The following is a 13,780-nucleotide window of genomic DNA, read 5'->3' as shown; positions in this document are numbered from 1 at the left end:
CGATGCGCCTGCTGATCGCCGAAGAGGAGCATACGTTCTACGCCGAGCGTATCCGTAGCGCCTGCCCCGACCTGCAGTTGGTCGCCAGCGCGCAGCTCGAACAGCTGCGTGTGGTCGCCGGCGAGTGCGACCTGTGGCTGGGGCAACCCGACCTGCTCGCACCGCTGTTGCGCGACGGCGCGCGACCGCAGTGGTTGCAATCGACCTGGGCCGGCATCACGCCGCTGCTGGCGGAAGGTTTGCCGCGTGATTACCGCCTGACCCGTGCGGTCGGCATCTTCGGACAGGTAATGGCCGAATACGTGCTCGGCCATATGCTGGCCCACGAGCGGCGTCTGTTCGCCCGCCTGGCGGCGCAGGTCGAGCAGCATTGGGATCACAGCCTGCCGCGCAGCCTGTGCGGGCGCCGCGTGCTGGTGGTCGGTTGCGGTGATATCGGTCAGGCCGTGGCCGAGTTTCTGCAACCCTTCGGCGTGGAACTGCGTGGCGTCGCCAGTCAGGCGCGCGAGCAGGTGCCTTTTGCCGAAGTGGCAAGCATGGATGACCTACCGCGGCTGACCGCCTGGGCCGATTACGTGGTCAACCTGCTGCCGGACACGCCGGCCACGCACGATCTGTACGATGCTCGGCTGCTCGCCCAGTTCCGCCCGCAGGCGGTGCTGATCAATGCCGGGCGCGGCGTTGCCGTGGTCGATGCCGACCTGGTGGCCGCGCTGGAGCAGAACCAGTTGGCCGCAGCCGTGATCGACGTCTGCCGTGAAGAACCTTTGCCGCCAGGCCATCCGTTCTGGACGGCGCCGCGTTTGCTACTCACCGGCCACAGCTCGGCGCCCACCGATCCGGCCTTGATGGGCGAGTTGTTCATCGACAACCTGGCGCGTTGGCAAGCCGGACAGCCGTTACGGGGTGAAGTGGATTTCGCCCGCGGTTACTGAGCATCCAGTTGGTGCGCATGGGTGCACCGTACGGGCGGCTGCCCAGGGCCGCCGTTCGGCATGCGCCGCTTGGCCGGGGCGGATGCCCACGCTAGACTGCCGCGATTTTTCCGCTTGAATCCATACTGCTGCCATGGCTGCCGACCTCGAACCCTTCTGGAAACGCAAGACACTCGCCCAGCTAGATGCGCGCGAGTGGGAGTCGCTGTGTGACGGTTGCGGTCTGTGCTGCCTGCAGAAGCTCGAGGACGAAGACGACGGCGCCGTCTACTACACGCGCATCGCCTGCAAGCTGCTGGACCTGCAAACCTGCCGTTGCAGCGATTACCCCAATCGGGTCAAGCACGTGCCTGACTGCATTCAGCTCACCCCGGCGCAGGCCGATCAGTTCCGCTGGCTGCCGCCGACCTGTGGTTATCGCCTGGTCAGCGAAGGTAAGGACCTGCCGCACTGGCATCACCTGGTCTGCGGCGACCCGGGTGCCGTGCACGCCGAGCGCATTTCCCAATCAGGACGTATGCTCAGTGAGAACAGCGTGGCCGAAGACGACTGGGAAGATCATCTGATTTTTCGCGCAGGTTGATTGCCACGCGGCTTCGTGGCAATTCTGTTTGCCGTCCATGGAATTTGCCCTGTGGCGCAGCTGTCATATGCCGCCACGTTCAGCATCAGGAGTTCGCTCGATGTCCCTTCGCTTGCCGTTGTACTCGTCTTTGCTGCTTCTGAGTCTGCCGGCCTTCGCCGCCACGCAGAAGGTCGATCTGGATTACCGCGTGCGCTTCTTGCCGGAGAGCAATCAGGCTGAAGTCAGCATCACCCTGGAGAAGGGCGAGCGCGTGCGCAGTCTTGACTTCAACCTCGGCGAAGACGGTCGCTTCAGCGACTTCAAGGCCGACGGCCAGTGGTCGCAGGAGCAGGCCGGGCGCGGCAAGTGGCAGCCGGGAGAGGGCAAGAGCGTTTTGAGTTACCGCGTGCTGATCGACAACGAGCGCAAGCCGGGTCGCTACGACGCCCGGATGACCCAGGACTGGGCGCTGTTTCGCGGTGATGACCTGGTGCCAGCGGCCAAGCTCGACCAGAGGGACAAGACTGATCTGGTGGCGCGCCTGCAATTCGACCTGCCCAAGGGCTGGAAGAGCGTGGAGACTGGCTGGCCGCGCATCGGCAAGAACCGTTTCCGCATCGACAACCCGCAGCGCAAGTTCGACCGCCCGACCGGCTGGATGCTCGCCGGCAAGCTCGGCACCCGTCGCACCCGTCTGGGCGACACCGAAGTCGCCATTTCCGCGCCCATCGGCGAGGGCATGCGGCGCATGGACATCATGACCTTCCTCACCTTCGTCTGGCCGCAGATGCAGCAGGTGTTCCCACGTGATCCGGACAAGCTGCTGATCGTCGGCGCTGGCGACCCGATGTGGCGCGGCGGTCTGTCGGCGGCCAACTCCTACTTCATGCATGCTGATCGCCCGCTGGTCAGCGAGAATGGCACCAGCTCCCTGGTGCACGAACTGGTGCACGTGTTCGGCCGTATCTATGGCCGTGAGCGCAGCGACTGGATCGCCGAAGGCCTGGCCGAGTATTACGCCATCGAGTTGATGCGCCGTGCTGGCGGCATCAGCGAGGACCGCTATCAGAAAATCCGCGAGCAGCTGATTCGCTGGAGCAAACCGGTCAACAGCCTGCGTACCGACAACGCCAGTGGCCCGGTCACGGCGCGTGCGGTGTTGCTGTTGCAGGAGCTGGATCGCGAGATTCGGCAGAAGACCAAGGAAAAGGGCAATCTGTCGCTCGATGACGTCACTCGTGGCCTGATGCGCCTGGACAAGGTCAGCACCAAGGATTTCATAGACATCACCGAGAACGTCATCGGCGGTCCGTCGAAGACCCTGGACACGCGTTTGCTGCGTTGAGCGTTAGCGCTTCGTGGTCAGAACAGGGGGCCGGAGCGGGTGTTGTTACCTTTGGCCAGGCGGTCGTAGAGCACCACGTTGACCGTCGCGGCCAGGTTCATGCAGCCCTGGGTCGGGATGTACACCACTTCGGCGCCACACCAGTCGAGAATCTCCTGCTGCAGTGAGCCGTCCTCCGGGCCGAAGATGTAAAGCGCCCGGTCGGGATGGGTATAGGCGGGCAGGGCGCGGGCATCATCGACCAGTTCCACCGCTACCGGGGTGCAGCCCAGCGGCAGGATCTTGCGCAGATCGTCGATGTTGATCAGCGGGATGTCCTGATGAACCTTCTTGGTATCGGTGATGAAATCCTTGGCGCGGTCATAGCGGGTTCCGGTGTAGAACACCGAACTGACGCCATAACAGCCTGCCGCACGCATGATAGAACCGACGTTTTCCGGCGATTTCGGATTGAACAGGCCGATGCAGGCGTATCTCTTGTTGGCCACGGTGGCACTCGCAAAAGCACCGATTATACGGTGCCGAGTGCCACGCCCTAGTCCTTTTTCAGCAGGCTGGCCAAATCGCCGAAGGCCTTGTAGGTCGATTTGGCGGCCTGAGGGCTGGCGGTGGAGCCTTCGGCGAAGTACTGCTGGTCGGTGTAGCGCGAGTGTTCGTTGTCGTGACAGAACAGGCACAGCAGCTCCCAGTTGGAACCATCGGCCGGGTTGTTGTGGTGGTTGTGGTCGCGGTGGTGCACGGTCAGTTCGCTCAGGCGCTTGCCAGAGAACTCACGGGCGCAGCGGCCGCAGACGTGGGGGTACATTTTCAGCGCTTTCTGCCGGTAGCCTTCTTCGGCCTGGGCGGACAGATAATAGGGGTTGTTGCTGGTGCTCATGGCGGAACCTGTTATCGGAGGTGAACGCTTGTCTGGATATGTTGCCAGAATAGAACGAAAGCCAGCTGCACAGGAGAAATGTCATGCGCTTGCCTCTGTTCGCCGTGATGATTCTGGCCACCAGCCTTGGCAGTCTGGCCTGGGCTCAGGAACCGATGCGTATGCCGTCCGCCCCTGGGGCGGGCGCACCGGGCACCGCCACGCCGCAGCCATACGGCCAGCCTTCCACGCCCAGTACGATCAAGCGCCAGGGATCGGCGCCCCTTTTACCGCCGCCCCAGGGCCAAACGCCCCCAGGGACTGCGCCGAAATCCACCGGTGACCAGCCAATTCCGCAACTGGATGAGCAACTGCGCCGCAACAGCCAGGGGCTGGATGGGCAACGCAAGCAGGACTGATCATCGGTTTTCGTAGGAGCGACTTCAGCCGCGATGCTTGGTGTCTCGCTGCTGAAGCGCAATGCCGCCCAACCGCTCCTACGGGTGTGCTATCCCGAGCACACGGAATAGAAACGCGTACTCCAACGCCACATCCTTGATGCCCTGATAACGCCCACTCATGCCGCCATGGCCGGCGCCGAGATCGGTCTTGAGCAGCAGCGGGTTGTCGTCGGTCTTGTCACGACGCAGCTTCGCCACCCATTTGGCTGCTTCCCAGTACTGCACGCGGCTATCGTTGTAGCCGGCGACGGCGAGGATGGGCGGGTAGGCCTGGGCGTGGACGTTCTCGTAAGGTGCGTACGCCTTGATGCGCTCGAAGACCTCGGGCTGATTCGGATCGCCCCATTCGTCGTACTCGGTCACGGTCAGCGGCAGGTCCGGGTTGAGCATGGTGTTGAGCACATCGACGAACGGCACTTCGGCGATGGCGGCGGCGAATAGCTCGGGACGCTGGTTGAGTACGGCGCCAATCAGCAGGCCGCCGGCGCTGCCGCCGCTGATCGCCAGTTGCGAAGTGGTGGTCAGCCCTTCGGCGATCAGGCGCTCGGCGCTGGCGATGAAATCGTCGAAAGTATTTTGTTTGTGTTCGAGCTTGCCAGCGCGGTACCAGGCTTCGCCCATCTCGCCGCCGCCGCGTATGTGCGCGATGGCGAAGACAAAACCGCGTTCCAGCAGGCTCAGGCGCGCATGGGAGAACCAGGGGTCGAGGCTCGCCCCGTAGGCGCCGTAACCATAGAGATAGAGCGGTGCCGGTTTGCCGGCGGCGAATACCTCGCGGCGCGCTACCAGGCTGATCGGGATCTGCGTACCGTCGGCCGCGCTGGCCCAGAGACGCCTACTCTCATAGGCATCTGCATCGAACGGGCCTTCCACCGGTGTCTGTTTGAGAACTTGCTGTTCGCCCGTAGCCAGTTTCAGTTGGCGTACCTGCGCAGGGCGGTTCAGCGCTTCATAGCGCAGGCGGATCACCGGGCTGTGGAATTCCAGGCTGTCCTGCACATAGAGGCTGTAGGCCGCATCCGGCAGTTGCACGCGATAGGGCGCCAGCCCCTGCGGCTGTACTTCGAGGATCGGCAGGCCGCCTTCACGTAACGCAAGGGTAAGCGCACGCTGATTCAGCGTGGCGCCTTCGAGCATCACCTGTGGGTCGTGAGCGCGAATCTGTTGCCAGTGCGGGCGCTGTGGCTTGTCCTCGGTGGCGCGGTACAGCGCGAAGTTGATGCCACTCTGGTTGCTGCGGATCAACCAGCACCACTGGCCGTCCAGCATGCCGTGATCGACGTCATATTCATGGTCTTCTTCGCGCGGGGCCAGGCAGCTGAAGTCGCCCTGCGGCTGTTGCGCATCCAGCACCCAGACTTCGCTAGTGGTCTTGCTGCCCAGTTGCAAAATCAGCTGGCGCTCGGAGCTGGAGCGGTAGCAATGCAGGAAAAAACGGCCATCCGCTTCCTCGAATACGGCTTGCGCAGCGTTGTCACCGAGGCGGTGGCGGTAGAGCTTGTAGGGGCGGTGGGTCTCGTCCAGTTCGGTAAAGAACAGCGTCTGGCTGTCATTGGCCCAGGTCATGCTGCCGTCGCAGTCGTCGAAGGGCAGTTCGCTGATTTCGCCGCTGGCGAGCTCCTTGACGAACAGGCGGTAGATCTCGTCGCCGCTGCTGTCGAGGCTGTAGGCCAGGCGCTGCTGGTCGGGGCTGATGCTGAAAGCCCCGACGGAAAGAAAGCCGCCGTCGGCCAGCGCGTTGGGGTCGAGCAGCAGCGTTTCGCTGGCCGCGTCCACCTGCAGCGAATCATCGGCTGGGCGACGGCAGCGGTAGTGCCGTGGATACTCGTCACCGGCCGTGGTGCGCTGGTAATAGAGGTAGTCGCCCCAGGGCGTTGGCAGCGACAGGTCAGTCTCGCGGATGCGCCCCTTGATCTCCTCGAACAGTTGCTCGCGCAGGGCTCGTTGCGGTTCCAGCACGGCATCCAGGTAGGCGTTTTCTGCCTGCAGGTGCGCCAGGACCTCATCGCTGTCGCGGTTTTCCAGCCAGCGATAGGGATCTTTGCCGGCTTCCTGGCGGGCGATGGGGGCAGAGGACATGGCGTAGCTCCAGAGAACGAGAGGGCGACGGCGGGGGCGCCGCATTGGGCAAAAGCCGTTATCATAAGCGCCCCTTTGCCAGACCTGCCACGCCGGCGCCTGCTTATGATGAATGAAAACGACTACCTCATGGCCTGGGCGGCCTACGGGATTGCTGCCCTGGGTTGCCTGTTGGTGTGGATGCGCCTGACCAGCTGGATGTGGCGCTACCTGCGCGAGCCGCTCGCCGTGCTGGTGGCCGTGTTGCTGTTCAGCCCTACCATTGTCGACCCGACGCGCGAGCTGTTCGCGCCGGCTCTTGCGGTCACCGCCATGGACGTATTGCTCAAGGTCGGCAACAACGCCTGGCGTGCTGTCGCCGATCTGGCGCTCTACAGCCTGATTGCCTTGGCTGTTTACCTGCTGTTCGTCGCCGTGCGCTGGCCCATCGAGCGCTGGTGGAAAGGGCGCAAGGGCGAGCAGGTGGCCGAGGCCGACGAGGACCCGCGTACCTTGCGCGAACGCATGGAAGAAGACGACGACCTGCCAGCACGCGATTACGGGCGTGATCGTTCGGGTCGCATGGAGCCGCGTATTTGATCTGACCCCTTGCGCCTGTCGGCCCAGGCGTTCAGCATGATGGCCTTGTGCAAGGGAGGCCCGATGGATTGCGTGTTTTGTGCCATTGCCGAGCAACGGCTACCCGCTCATCGTTTGTACGAAGACGAAGATTTCATCGTGCTGCTGGATATCTTCCCGATGCGGCCGGCCCATGTGTTGATCGTCAGTCGTCTGCATGCACCGTTTCTGCGTGACTTGCCGCCGGCGGTGCGTGAGCGTCTGCTGACGCTGGCCGAGCGTATCGCCGCCGCGCTGCGCGAGGCGGGCTTTGGCAAGAACGGCATCAACCTGCTGATCAACGATGGTCCAGATTCCAATCAGCACGTGCCCCACCTTCATTTACACCTGATTCCACGCCAGCCAGGCGACCTGCCGGCGCTGCTCTGGCGATTGCTGGTGCGTTTTCTGCCAATGGGCCGCAAGCGAATCGAAGCGCGTCTGCAAGATGAAGCCGATCGTCTACGCCTGATCCTCGGCAAGGAGAATTGATTCGATGTGCGAATTGCTCGGCATGAGCGCCAATGTACCCACCGATATCGTGTTCAGTTTCACCGGGCTGATGCAGCGTGGTGGCCGCACCGGCCCGCATCGCGATGGCTGGGGCATCGGCTTCTACGAAGGGCGCGGCCTGCGTTTGTTTCAGGACCCGCGGGCGAGCAGTGAGTCCGAGGTGGCGCAGTTGGTGCAGCGCTACCCGATCAAGAGCGAGGTGGTGATCGGCCACATTCGTCAGGCCAACGTCGGCAAGGTTTGCCTGGTCAACACTCATCCTTTCAGCCGTGAGCTGTGGGGGCGTAACTGGTGTTTCGCACACAACGGGCAACTGGCCGGCCTGCAGGGCTCCACCAGTTTCTACCGACCGATAGGCGAGACCGACAGCGAGGCAGCGTTCTGCGACCTGCTCAACCGCGTGCGCCGGGCCTTTCCCGAGCCGGTATCGGTGGAAATGCTGCTGCCGGTGCTGGTAGCGGCTTGTGCCAGCTACCGTCAGCTTGGCGTATTCAACTGCCTGCTCAGCGATGGCGATTGGCTGTTCAGCTTCTGCTCGACCAAGCTGGCGCATATCACCCGGCGCGCGCCGTTCGGCCCCGCGCAACTCAAGGACGCCGACCTGAAGGTGGATTTCCAGTCGGAAACCACGCCCAACGACGTGGTGACGGTCATCGCCACCGAACCCCTGACCGACAACGAACAATGGTCGCTGTATCAGCCGGGCGAATGGCGCCTGTGGCGACGCGGCGAATGCATCACTCACGGCAAGGCCTGACCCCATGCTTAGAAGCTACCTGCGTCTGACGCTGTTCGCCTTCGGCCTGTTGCTTGGCGTGCAGGTGCCGGGTTTCATCGATGACTACGCCAAGCGCGTCGAAGCCCATCGCCTGGAGTCGCAGCAAAGCCTCAAAGGCTTTCAGGAAACTGCGCGCAATTTCTTCAAGGGCGATATGGACGCACTGGTGGCGCACTACCGCGTCAGCGACGACCCGGTGATGCGCAGCGATGCCAATAGCGTCGGGCACCTGGTGCAGCGCTCGGCCTTGCTCGAACGGGAATGGCAGGCCATGCAGGGCCCCTGGTACACCCAGGCCTGGCACCTGGCGACCGCTGCCGATCACGAGTTGTTCGAGGAAACCTTGCAGGCTTACCGGTACCAGGTGCTGTTCACCCCGGATGCGATTCTCTGGGGTGTGATCAGCGCCTTGCTGTTGGCCTGGTTGATCGAGGTGCTGGTGGTGCTGTGCGGCTGGCTGTTCGGAGCGGGCCGCACCCGGCGAGCGCAGCAACGGCACTGGCACTGACGACAGGCGAGCGCCGGGCGTGTTTTGCGCTGATCCGGCGGTTGGTTGCCTGGGATCAAAAGCCACAAAAAGTGCACTGGTTCGCCTGGGCACGAGGCAGGGCGTGTTAATGTAATACGGCGTTACATTTAACCCTCTCTCGTGTTACTGGAGTTTCCATGTCGATCAAGGATTCGATCCTGGCAGCCGCGCTGGCTGCCGTCCTGCCATTCACCTGTGTAGCCTACGCCAACCCCGAGATCGAGCCAGACAGCGCTGCGGTCAGCGAGGACGTCAGCGAGAGCGATGATTCGGCGCAGTACATCAGCCCGGAAGAATTCGTCGCCAGCCTGGAGTTCAAGAGCGGCCGCGTCGTCCTGGGCAATGATCTTGCCACCCTCAACCTGCCCGATTCGCTGGTGTTTCTCGACGGTGAGAATGCCCAGCGCCTGCTGGTCGACGCTTGGGGCAACCCGCCGGATGATGTCCCGCCGCTGGGCATGATGCTGCCGGCCGGCGTGTCGCCGTTGGCCGATGAGTCCTGGGGCGTGACCGTCGAATATGAAGACAGTGGCTACGTGTCCGACGAGGACGCCGCTGACATCGACTATGGCGACATGCTCAAGGACATGCAGGCCGACATGCGCGAGGCCAACACCTGGCGTGAAGAGAACGGTTACGAGCCGGTACAACTGGTCGGCTGGGCCGCAGCGCCACGCTACGATGCCGAAGGCAAGAAGCTGCATTGGGCCAAGGAACTGAAGTTCGGTGACAGTGAGACCAACACCCTGAACTACAACATCCGCGTGCTCGGCCGTAAGGGCGTGCTGGTGCTGAACTTCGTCGCCAATATGGATCAACTGGCGGAAATCGAGGCCAATGTGCCGGCCGTGCTGGCTGCGACCGACTTCAACCCCGGTCAGCGCTATGCCGAATTCGACCCGGATCTGGATACCGTGGCGGCCTACGGCCTGGGTGCGCTGGTGGCTGGCAAGGTAGCGGCTAAGACCGGTTTGCTGGCGCTGTTGCTGGTACTGCTGAAGAAGTTCTGGTTCATCCCGGTGGTGCTGGGCGGTTGGCTGTTCAAGCGCATCGGCCTGCGCAAGAAGGACGCGCCCAGCGAAGCGGCGAGTGCGCCGCAAGCGCCCGTAGTCACTGCCGAGAGCAAGCCGGAAGAGCCTTTGCAGACCCCGGCGCAGACGGTGATGGACTTGAACAAGCCGGACGATGCGGACAAGCGGTGAGTTTGAAGCGTAGTAGCGCCATGTGCAGGAATGCGTTACGCGGTGCCTCTGTTGCCGTTGTACTGATGCTGAGCGCCGGTTGTGGCGAAGCGAATCGCTTCGCTGACGGCTGGGACCGTGGCGGTACGCTGCATGACGCGAGCATGCGTGAATGGGCCTTTGCCGTCGATGCCAATCGACTGGCCACCAGCGCTGATTTCGTCCGCGAGCGCATTCCCGATATGCCTGAGGAAGGGTTGCCGATTAGCAGCGCCCTGGTCGAGAAATGTCTGAGCGACATGTCGCTCCGTTCCGCGGTGGACTATCTCAAGGCGCACGAGAAACTGGACTACTGCTTCGACTACACCGAGAGGATGCTCGGTCGGTTGGCCCAGGAATATGCAAGCCAGGCGTCTGCCTCCGAATAGCGAAACGCCGCGAACCCTATACAGGGTTCGCGGCGTTTTTCGTTGCGGCTCGATGTCTTACTTGGACAGGTACTTCATGCCGTCTTCCAGCCCCTGCAGGGTCAGCGGGTACATGCGATCTTCGATAAGCTCGCGCACCAGGCCGGTGGAGGCGGTGTAGTTCCAGGTGTCCTTGGGGTAAGGGTTGATCCAGATGATTTTCTTGAATTTCTCGGTGAAGCGCTTCATCCAGACGTAGCCGGCTTCTTCGTTCCAGTGCTCGACGCTGCCGCCGGCCTGGGTGATTTCGTAGGGCGCCATGGCCGCATCGCCGACGAACACCACCTTGTAGTCGGCGCCGTACTTGTGCAGCAAGTCCAGGGTCGAAGTGCGCTCGCTGGTGCGGCGCATGTTGTTCTTCCACACGCTCTCGTAGATGAAGTTGTGGAAGTAGAAATATTCCAGATGCTTGAACTCGGTCTTGCAGGCGCTGAACAGCTCTTCGCAGACCTTGACGTGGGCATCCATCGAGCCGCCGATGTCCAGCAACAGCAGGAGCTTGACCGTGTTGCGTCGCTCCGGGCGCATCTGGATGTTGAGCAGGCCGCCATCTTTCGCCGTGTGATCGATGGTACCGTCCAGATCGAGCTCTTCGGCTGCGCCCTGGCGGGCGAACTTGCGCAGACGGCGCAACGCCACCTTGATATTGCGCGTGCCCAGCTCGACCTGATCGTCGAGGTTCTTGTATTCACGCTGATCCCACACCTTGGCGGCCTTGCCCTGGCGCTTGCCGGCATCGCCGACGCGAATGCCTTCGGGGTTGTAGCCGCCGGAGCCGAACGGGCTGGTGCCGCCGGTGCCGATCCACTTGTTGCCGCCGGCGTGCTTCTCTTTTTGCTCTTCGAGGCGTTTCTTGAACTCCTCGATCAGCTTTTCGAGGCCGCCCAGGCTCTGGATCTGCGCCTTTTCCTCGTCGCTCAGCAGGCGTTCGAATTCCTTGCGCAGCCACTCCTCGGGGATCATCGCCTCGATGTGTTCGTTGAGGTTTTCCAGGCCCTTGAAGTAGGCCCCGAAGGCGCGATCGAACTTGTCGAAGTGACGTTCGTCCTTCACCAGGATCGCGCGCGCCAGGTAATAGAACTCGTCCATGTCGGCGAACACGACGTTGTGCTTGAGCGCGTTGATCAGGTCGAGCAACTCGCGCACCGACACCGGCACCTTGGCCGCGCGCATTTCGTTGAACAGGTTGAGCAGCATGTTATGCCCTCATGAAAGTCTGTGACTGCCTGTGGCCACTGCCCGCACCAAAGGAAGGGCGAGCGAGCTAGAGTCAGGCAAAGCGAGAGCAGGCGAGCAAGCGCAGTGTACTTTTGTACATGAGCATTGCGAGCCTGCTCTCAACGCAGCCTGGCCGACGCGCAGCCGCCCGATGTTTACCGCGAAGCGCGGCGGGTCATGAAGGCCAGGCGCTCGAGCAACTGCACATCCTGCTCGTTCTTCACCAGAGCACCGGCCAGTGGCGGGATGGCCTTGGTCGGGTCGCGTTCGCGCAGCACGGCTTCGCCGATGTTGTCGGCCATCAGCAGCTTGAGCCAGTCCACCAGTTCGCTGGTCGAGGGCTTCTTCTTCAGGCCCGGTACTTTGCGCACGTCGAAGAACACGTCCAGCGCCTCGGCCACCAGCTCGCCGCTGATGTTGGGGTAGTGCACGTCGACGATCTTCTTCAGCGTGTCGCGATCAGGGAAGGCGATGTAGTGGAAGAAGCAGCGGCGCAGGAAGGCGTCCGGCAGTTCTTTCTCGTTGTTCGAGGTGATGATGATGATCGGGCGCTGCTTGGCCTTGATCGTCTCGTTGGTCTCGTAAACGTAGAACTCCATCTTGTCGAGTTCCTGCAACAGGTCGTTGGGGAACTCGATGTCGGCCTTGTCGATCTCGTCGATCAGCAGAATCACGCGCTCGTCGGCCTCGAACGCCTCCCACAGCTTGCCTTTCTTGATGTAGTTGCGAACGTCGTGAACCTTGTCCGAGTCGAGCTGCGAGTCGCGCAGGCGGCTGACCGCATCGTATTCGTACAGGCCCTGATGTGCCTTGGTGGTGGACTTGATGTGCCAGGTAATGAGCTTGGCGCCGAAGGCGTCGGCCAGTTGCTCGGCGAGCATGGTCTTGCCGGTGCCCGGCTCACCCTTGACCAGCAGCGGACGTTGCAGGGTGATGGCGGCGTTGACCGCGAGCTTGAGGTCGTCGGTGGCGACGTAGGACTGGGTGCCTTCGAACTTCATCGGAAAATCCTCGCAACGGTAACGCGCGGGGCCGGCCCGCAGCAGAAATTCAGAGCGCGACTATAACGCGCAGCTCAGGTGGCTGTGAACGCAGACGCAGTATTCAGTCACTGAATGGGCGGTCACCGCTGCTTATGACTACAGCTCAGCTGCCGTCCTGCTGGGGTGGTGGGCGTTCGTAGCGGGGTGTGAAGGCTTCGACGAACGCGTTGCGCAGGATGGCGATGAAGGCCTGGAATGCACTGGTCTGCTGGTCGTGAACGCTGCCGCTGAGTTCGACGCGGGTGGCGAACTGGTCGCGGCGCTGATTCTTCAACAGCGTCTCGCTGCCGCCGACGATGGCCTCCCAAAGCGAGCGCAGTACGCTTTTATCTTCGTCTTCGACGTCCTGCTCCCAGTCGAACACCTCGACATCACGCAGCAGGGGTTTGATGTAGCCGTTGAGCTGAGCATTTTTGGCCTGCGCTTCGATCACCAGGTCGCCGTTGCCGCGTTTGAAGTCGAAGCGGCCGTAGGCGCGAGCGAAGTCGTTGAAGCGCGTCAGGTCGATGTCCTTCGCGCGCAGGCGCAGTTCGAAGTCCTCGAATTGCTCGAACGGGTCGAAGGTCGTCTCGGCTTCCAGTGGCGCGTGCTCCAGCAACAGCGCGCGACCTCCGAAGTGCGCGACGCGGTCGCCCGGCTCGTCACCGACATTGGTGAGGTTGTAGAGGCTGGCGTTGACCTGGTCAGCGCTCAGTTCCACCTGGGGATCGGTGCTGAAGTTGTGGAAGCTGATGCGGCCGTCGATCACCCGCAGTTCGTTGAGGGTGATGGGCAGCAGCTTGTTCAACTGATCGCGCCAGTCGGTGCCGGCACCGGTCTGGGTGGCCTGGTCGTTTTCGCCGCCATCGACGAAATTCAGTTGTGGGCGCTCGAAGAACACTTCCGCGACCACGGCGTGTTCCGACCACAATGCCCGCCAGCTTACCGCCAGATCAATCAGCGGCGCGTCGAGCAGCGGCACTGGTACGTCGCCGCTACTCTTGACGATGCGCAGGTCGTTGATGCGATAGGCGCCGCGCCACCAGGCCAGGTCGATATCAGCGATATGCCCGCGGTAGTCGCCCATGTCGGCGAGCTTGCCGTTGAGGTAGTCGCGGATCAACCAGGGCAGCGTAAGCTGCGCCGCCAGCACCAGCAGCAGTGCGACAAGCAGAGCCCTGAGGGGCCAGCTGTAGCGTCGTTTCATCGGACAGTCCATCGAGTGATCTATCTT

At 62.5% G+C, this 13,780-nt stretch carries 16 protein-coding genes; 10 read left to right on the top strand and 6 right to left on the bottom strand.

Annotation, left to right across the window (positions count from 1 at the left end; genetic code table 11):
• Positions 1-2 precede the first annotated feature (2 nt).
• The 3 genes from RTH74_RS23415 to RTH74_RS23405 all read left to right on the top strand — a co-directional run bounded on the left by RTH74_RS23415 (position 3) and on the right by RTH74_RS23405 (position 2,845).
• The gene (locus RTH74_RS23415; RefSeq protein ID WP_316916234.1) at positions 3-935 is read left to right on the top strand and encodes a D-2-hydroxyacid dehydrogenase; all 933 of its coding nucleotides are present in this window, start codon (positions 3-5) and stop codon (positions 933-935) included.
• A 133-nt stretch (positions 936-1,068) separates the two neighbouring features.
• Positions 1,069-1,518 carry a YcgN family cysteine cluster protein gene (locus RTH74_RS23410; RefSeq protein ID WP_316916233.1) on the top strand — a complete coding sequence of 150 codons (450 nt, stop codon included), beginning with the start codon at positions 1,069-1,071 and terminating at the stop codon, positions 1,516-1,518.
• Between the two features lie 100 nt (positions 1,519-1,618).
• Positions 1,619-2,845 carry a hypothetical protein gene (locus RTH74_RS23405; RefSeq protein ID WP_316916232.1) on the top strand — a complete coding sequence of 409 codons (1,227 nt, stop codon included), beginning with the start codon at positions 1,619-1,621 and terminating at the stop codon, positions 2,843-2,845.
• Positions 2,846-2,862: 17 nt separating this feature from the next.
• Here the strand turns inward: RTH74_RS23405 and RTH74_RS23400 are convergent, their stop codons facing one another.
• Together RTH74_RS23400 and RTH74_RS23395 are read right to left on the bottom strand one after the other, a co-directional pair.
• On the bottom strand, positions 2,863-3,333 hold the full coding sequence (locus tag RTH74_RS23400; RefSeq protein ID WP_037002491.1) for an RNA methyltransferase: 471 nt from the start codon (positions 3,331-3,333) through the stop codon (positions 2,863-2,865).
• Between the two features lie 47 nt (positions 3,334-3,380).
• On the bottom strand, positions 3,381-3,722 hold the full coding sequence (locus RTH74_RS23395; RefSeq protein WP_099525302.1) for a YajD family HNH nuclease: 342 nt from the start codon (positions 3,720-3,722) through the stop codon (positions 3,381-3,383).
• Positions 3,723-3,805: 83 nt separating this feature from the next.
• On the opposite strand from RTH74_RS23395, the gene RTH74_RS23390 reads away from it, so the two are divergent.
• On the top strand, positions 3,806-4,120 hold the full coding sequence (locus RTH74_RS23390) for a hypothetical protein (RefSeq protein ID WP_316916231.1): 315 nt from the start codon (positions 3,806-3,808) through the stop codon (positions 4,118-4,120).
• A gap of 78 nt (positions 4,121-4,198) precedes the next feature.
• Here the strand turns inward: RTH74_RS23390 and RTH74_RS23385 are convergent, their stop codons facing one another.
• The gene (locus tag RTH74_RS23385; protein WP_316916230.1) at positions 4,199-6,241 is read right to left on the bottom strand and encodes a S9 family peptidase; all 2,043 of its coding nucleotides are present in this window, start codon (positions 6,239-6,241) and stop codon (positions 4,199-4,201) included.
• Between the two features lie 105 nt (positions 6,242-6,346).
• Between RTH74_RS23385 and RTH74_RS23380 the strand changes: the two genes are divergently transcribed.
• The 6 genes from RTH74_RS23380 (at position 6,347) to RTH74_RS23355 (ending at position 10,267) form a co-directional block, all read left to right on the top strand.
• Positions 6,347-6,820 carry an MFS transporter gene (locus RTH74_RS23380; protein ID WP_143504186.1) on the top strand — a complete coding sequence of 158 codons (474 nt, stop codon included), beginning with the start codon at positions 6,347-6,349 and terminating at the stop codon, positions 6,818-6,820.
• Between the two features lie 63 nt (positions 6,821-6,883).
• Positions 6,884-7,330 (top strand): HIT family protein, encoded by a 447-nt coding sequence (locus RTH74_RS23375; protein WP_316916229.1) that lies wholly within the window; start codon positions 6,884-6,886, stop codon positions 7,328-7,330.
• A gap of 4 nt (positions 7,331-7,334) precedes the next feature.
• The gene (locus RTH74_RS23370; RefSeq protein ID WP_099525306.1) at positions 7,335-8,108 is read left to right on the top strand and encodes a class II glutamine amidotransferase; all 774 of its coding nucleotides are present in this window, start codon (positions 7,335-7,337) and stop codon (positions 8,106-8,108) included.
• Between the two features lie 4 nt (positions 8,109-8,112).
• Positions 8,113-8,637: a DUF2937 family protein gene (locus tag RTH74_RS23365; RefSeq protein ID WP_316916228.1), complete on the top strand. Its 525-nt coding sequence runs from the start codon at positions 8,113-8,115 to the stop codon at positions 8,635-8,637.
• Between the two features lie 158 nt (positions 8,638-8,795).
• Entirely contained in the window at positions 8,796-9,860 is a 1,065-nt protein-coding gene (locus RTH74_RS23360) for a DUF2167 domain-containing protein (protein WP_316916227.1), read from the top strand.
• On the top strand, positions 9,857-10,267 hold the full coding sequence (locus RTH74_RS23355; RefSeq protein ID WP_316916226.1) for a hypothetical protein: 411 nt from the start codon (positions 9,857-9,859) through the stop codon (positions 10,265-10,267). Before RTH74_RS23360 ends, RTH74_RS23355 begins: the two co-directional genes overlap by 4 nt.
• Before the next feature lie 57 nt (positions 10,268-10,324).
• Here RTH74_RS23355 and RTH74_RS23350 read toward each other — a convergent pair whose 3' ends face one another.
• From RTH74_RS23350 to RTH74_RS23340, 3 genes are all read right to left on the bottom strand, one after another.
• Positions 10,325-11,503, bottom strand: coding sequence for a VWA domain-containing protein (locus RTH74_RS23350; protein WP_316916225.1), 1,179 nt, complete (start codon positions 11,501-11,503; stop codon positions 10,325-10,327).
• 176 nt (positions 11,504-11,679) lie between these two features.
• Positions 11,680-12,525 (bottom strand): AAA family ATPase, encoded by an 846-nt coding sequence (locus RTH74_RS23345; RefSeq protein WP_079784028.1) that lies wholly within the window; start codon positions 12,523-12,525, stop codon positions 11,680-11,682.
• Between the two features lie 145 nt (positions 12,526-12,670).
• The gene (locus RTH74_RS23340; RefSeq protein WP_316916224.1) at positions 12,671-13,753 is read right to left on the bottom strand and encodes a DUF748 domain-containing protein; all 1,083 of its coding nucleotides are present in this window, start codon (positions 13,751-13,753) and stop codon (positions 12,671-12,673) included.
• Between the last annotated feature and the right edge of the window lie 27 nt (positions 13,754-13,780).

Origin of the sequence: Pseudomonas sp. zfem001 (genome assembly GCF_032621725.1) — a bacterium.
In the GTDB taxonomy this organism is placed as follows: domain Bacteria; phylum Pseudomonadota; class Gammaproteobacteria; order Pseudomonadales; family Pseudomonadaceae; genus Aquipseudomonas; species Aquipseudomonas sediminis.
Note: the sequence above shows the minus strand (reverse complement) of the source record. Positions and strands in the feature narration are given on the sequence as shown.